Here is a 2,761-nt window from a genome sequence, read left to right on the forward strand (position 1 = left end):
CGCCGCCCGTGCCGCCTCCCGGGACCGAGCTCGTGCGGCGCGGTGCCGGACCGTCGTCGACCCCGCGGCCCGGTGACGGCGCGGGTCGGGAGCGCGACGTCGTCTCGCACGGCATGGCGCAGCGGCTCGCGGAGCGCGACGCGATGCGCCGCCACCGCCTGCTGCGCCGCGTGCTGGCCTGGGCGACCGCGGTCCTCGTCGCGGCCGGCCTCGGCTGGGTGCTGCTCTTCTCGCCCGTGCTGGGTCTCGACCCCGCGCGCGTCACGATCAGCGGCGAGGGGACGGTGATCGACCCCGCGCAGGTCGCGACCGTCGTGGGGGAGGCGGCCGGGACGCCTCTGCCGCGTCTCGACACGGTCGCGCTGCGCGAGCGCGTGCTCGACCTCAACGGCGTCCGGGACGTGGAGATCCGCCGGGCCTGGCCCACCGGGCTCGACGTGCGTCTCGAGTCGCGCGAGCCCGTGGTCGCCGTGCCGGCCGACGGCGGGTTCGCCCTGCTCGACGCCGACGGCGTCCGGGTCCGCACGGACCCGGTGGCCCCGGAGGGCCTGCCGCAGGTCGAGGTCCCGCTCGACGACGCCGACCCGCGTGCGCTCGACGCGGCGATCGTGCTGCTCAACGCGCTCCCGCCGGACCTGCGCGCGGAGGTGCAGCACGTGTCCGCGTCCACGCGCGACGCGGTCGTCATGCGCCTGCGCGACGGCGACACGGTCGAGTGGGGGAGCGCGGAGGACGCGGCGCTCAAGGTCCGGGTGCTGCAGACGTTGCGGGCCGTGCCGGAGAACGCCGCGGTGACGGTGTTCGACGTCTCCGCGCCGACGCTCCCGGTGACCCGATGAGGGACGGCGCGGGCGGTGCCGGGACACCGGCCGGGAGCGACTCGGAGACGGCGGGCGGGAACGTCCTGGAGAGGATCACCGACACGCGCGCGCGGGTCGTTGATGATCGGTACGTCGGCACCTACCGTCGACACGTGAACAACCTGACATAACTCTAACCTTCTAGTTGAGGGTGAAGGTTCAGGGCGACAGATCGAGAGGCATCGACGTGGCAACTCCGCAGAACTACCTGGCAGTGATCAAGGTGGTCGGCATCGGCGGCGGTGGCGTGAACGCCGTCAACCGGATGATCGAGGTCGGCCTCAAGGGTGTCGAGTTCATCGCCATCAACACCGACGCGCAGGCGCTGCTGATGTCGGACGCCGACGTCAAGCTCGACGTCGGCCGCGAGCTCACGCGCGGCCTCGGTGCCGGCGCGGACCCGGAGGTCGGCAAGAAGGCGGCCGAGGACCACGCGGACGAGATCGAGGACGTCCTGCGCGGGGCGGACATGGTCTTCGTCACCGCGGGCGAGGGCGGCGGCACGGGCACCGGCGGCGCGCCGGTCGTCGCGCGCATCGCCCGGTCGCTCGGCGCGCTCACCGTCGGTGTCGTCACGCGGCCGTTCACGTTCGAGGGCCGCCGCCGCTCCGTCCAGGCCGAGCAGGGCATCGAGAACCTGCGCAACGAGGTCGACACGCTCATCGTCATCCCCAACGACCGCCTGCTGTCGATGTCGGACCGCAACGTCAGCGCGCTGCAGGCCTTCCACCAGGCCGACCAGGTGCTCCTGTCCGGCGTCCAGGGCATCACCGACCTCATCACCACGCCCGGCCTCATCAACCTCGACTTCGCCGACGTCAAGTCGGTCATGCAGGGCGCGGGCAGCGCGCTCATGGGCATCGGGTCGGCGCGGGGCGAGGACCGCGCGGTCCAGGCGGCCGAGCTCGCCATCTCCTCGCCGCTGCTCGAGGCGAGCATCGACGGCGCCCACGGCGTGCTGCTGTCGATCCAGGGCGGCTCGGACCTCGGCCTGTTCGAGATCAACGAGGCGGCCCGGCTCGTGCACGAGGCGGCGCACACCGAGGCGAACATCATCTTCGGCGCGGTCATCGACGACGCGCTCGGCGACGAGGTGCGCGTGACCGTCATCGCCGCGGGCTTCGACGGCGGCGCCCCGCAGTCGCGCACCGACGGGCGCGGTCTCGGGCAGGTCGCCGGCGGGTCGCAGCGCCCGGCGACGAGCGCGGTCCCGGCCGTGCCCGGTGCGCGCCCGGCGGCCGGCCCGGCGCCCACCACGGGGGCCCACGTCCTGCCGCGCCCGCTCGTGCCGATCTCCTCGGAGGGCGACGACGTCCCGGTGACGCTCGACGGCGGCCCCGGCCCGGTGCCGGTCCAGCCGGCGGCCGCGACGCCGACGTTCACCGTCGTCGCCTCGGAGCCGGAGCCCGGCTACAACGCCGACCCGGCGCGCACCGCGCAGAACCCGTCCGTCGACGTGCCTCCGCGCATGTACGACGAGGAGCCCGTGCGTCGCAAGGTCGAGGAGCTGGACGTCCCCGACTTCCTCAAGTGAGCCACCCCCACGTGCTCGAGGTCGACCTGGGCCCGGGGGTCCGCGCCGGCTTCACCACGCGGGCGGGTGGCGTGTCGCCCGCGCCCTGGGCCTCGCTCAACCTGGGGCTCGGCGTGGAGGACGACGCGGCGCGGGTGCGCGAGAACCGCGCCCGCGCGTCGACGTGGCTGGGGCGGCCGGTCCACTTCTCGACGCAGGTGCACGGCACCGGCGTCGCCGTCGTGGCTGCACCGGTCGGCGCGGCGGAGCGGGACGCGGGCGCGCCCGACACGGTCGGCGAGGCGGACGCGCTGGTGGCCGCCGACGGCGCCGGTCTCGGCGTGCTCGTCGCGGACTGCGTCCCCGTGCTCCTCGCCGACGCGCGGGC

At 74.9% G+C, this 2,761-nt stretch carries 3 protein-coding genes; all 3 read left to right on the forward strand.

Annotated features, from left to right (window positions below; translation table 11 throughout):
* On the forward strand, nucleotides 1–839 hold an 839-nt coding region (locus JZ5iCDA_RS16665; RefSeq protein ID WP_069388142.1), incomplete at its 5' end, for a cell division protein FtsQ/DivIB.
* A 208-nt stretch (nucleotides 840–1,047) separates the two neighbouring features.
* Nucleotides 1,048–2,394, forward strand: coding sequence for a cell division protein FtsZ (gene ftsZ, locus JZ5iCDA_RS16670; protein WP_069388143.1), 1,347 nt, complete (start codon nucleotides 1,048–1,050; stop codon nucleotides 2,392–2,394).
* Nucleotides 2,391–2,761, forward strand: a 371-nt coding sequence (locus tag JZ5iCDA_RS16675) for a laccase domain-containing protein (protein ID WP_171905417.1), incomplete at its 3' end; no start/stop codon positions are given. The genes ftsZ and JZ5iCDA_RS16675, both read left to right, overlap by 4 nt.

Origin of the sequence: Cellulosimicrobium cellulans (assembly GCF_001722485.1) — a bacterium.
Lineage (GTDB): Bacteria > Actinomycetota > Actinomycetes > Actinomycetales > Cellulomonadaceae > Cellulosimicrobium > Cellulosimicrobium cellulans_A.